Origin of the sequence: uncultured Campylobacter sp., assembly GCF_938031315.1 — a bacterium.
Lineage (GTDB): Bacteria > Campylobacterota > Campylobacteria > Campylobacterales > Campylobacteraceae > Campylobacter_B.
In genome coordinates this window covers 1-1,247 of record NZ_CALHHT010000430.1, presented here as the reverse complement: position 1 = coordinate 1,247, position 1,247 = coordinate 1, and the positions used below count along the sequence as shown (strand labels likewise).

The window sequence follows — 1,247 nt, the reverse complement described above, 5'->3', positions numbered from 1 at the left end:
AAGTGTCGTAAATATTTGCTGCGAGCGCATCGGGGCGGATCTGGTAGATTATAGCGCGGACGAGAGCGAATATGATTTGGCTATAAAAAACTACGAATCGGGCGACGATATTTCAAATTTTGATCTTCATAAAACTTTATTTTTAACTCCCAAAAACGTCTCTCCGAGCGGGGCTAGGTATACTTTGAGCAAGCCTTTTTCGCCACTTGAGCTCATCACGTTTATCAGCGAGTTTTCGCTGCAGACGATGAGCGCTCAAGCAAAACAGAAGATGGCTCAGGAATTTGCCGACGCAAGCTCCGTTATGAAAGAGATCGACGCGATTGATCTGGCGAACGAAACCGCATCAGGCGGCGGAGCGAGCGAAGATAAAGCGGCGAATGCTCAAAATTTTGAGGCTCTGGTCGATAGTTTTTATAACTCTTCGGACGATCTGCCTTTGTCGCAGCTGGCGCAGGAATTTGACGGCGAGCTGGATGACGATGTGCCGCTAAACACGCTGGTGCAGGACGCCCCGGACGACGTGCCTCTTAGCGCCGTCGCACAGAGCTTGGCGGACGATACGCCGCTTGATGCCGCTGCGAGCGAGCTTGCGGATAAAATTCCGGACGATATTCCGCTAAATGCGGCTTTGGAAAATATTTCCGACGATACGCCGCTAAGCTTGGCTGCGGATACGATCGCGGACGATGTGCCTTTGAGCCTGGCTGCGAGCGAGATCGCAGGTGACGCGCCTCTTGAAGAGCTTAAGGTTGCCGCAGACGATCAAGCGGATAGTCGCGATACGAGCATTTCGGCCTCAGACGAAGCGAAAGAGAGCGAGGCTGAAAACAGTGCGCCTAAAAGCGAGGCTGCGGTGGAATTTATACCTTTGGCTCAAGAAGAGGGCGACAATACGGCGCCTATCGCTTTAGCTAGCGATGATGAGGATTCTATAGATCAGCAAAATTTTAAATCAGGGTCAAATTTAAACGATGCGCTGCAAGGCGAAAATTTTAAAATTTCGCCTGAACCTGCGAAGCCGGAAAGCATGGAATTTTCAAATTTAAAGGCGCAAGAGCCGTCTCAAAAGCCGGTAAGTTCTGCAAATTTACAAACTCAGACGGACGCCGCAAGCGACGACTTCGATGCGGATTTTTCTAAAATTTTCGACCGCATTAGCGAAGGGGATTATTTCGGCGGTTCGCTCGACGATTTTGAAGCTACTAAAAAAGCTTTCGCCGCCGGTGCCGCAGCAGTTGCGGCGG

The 1,247-nt window shown here is 50.5% G+C and carries 1 protein-coding gene; it reads left to right on the top strand.

Annotation, left to right across the window (positions count from 1 at the left end; genetic code table 11):
* Nucleotides 1–1,247 (top strand): hypothetical protein (locus Q0236_RS10725; protein ID WP_297917709.1); only part of this gene is annotated, 1,247 nt, incomplete at both ends.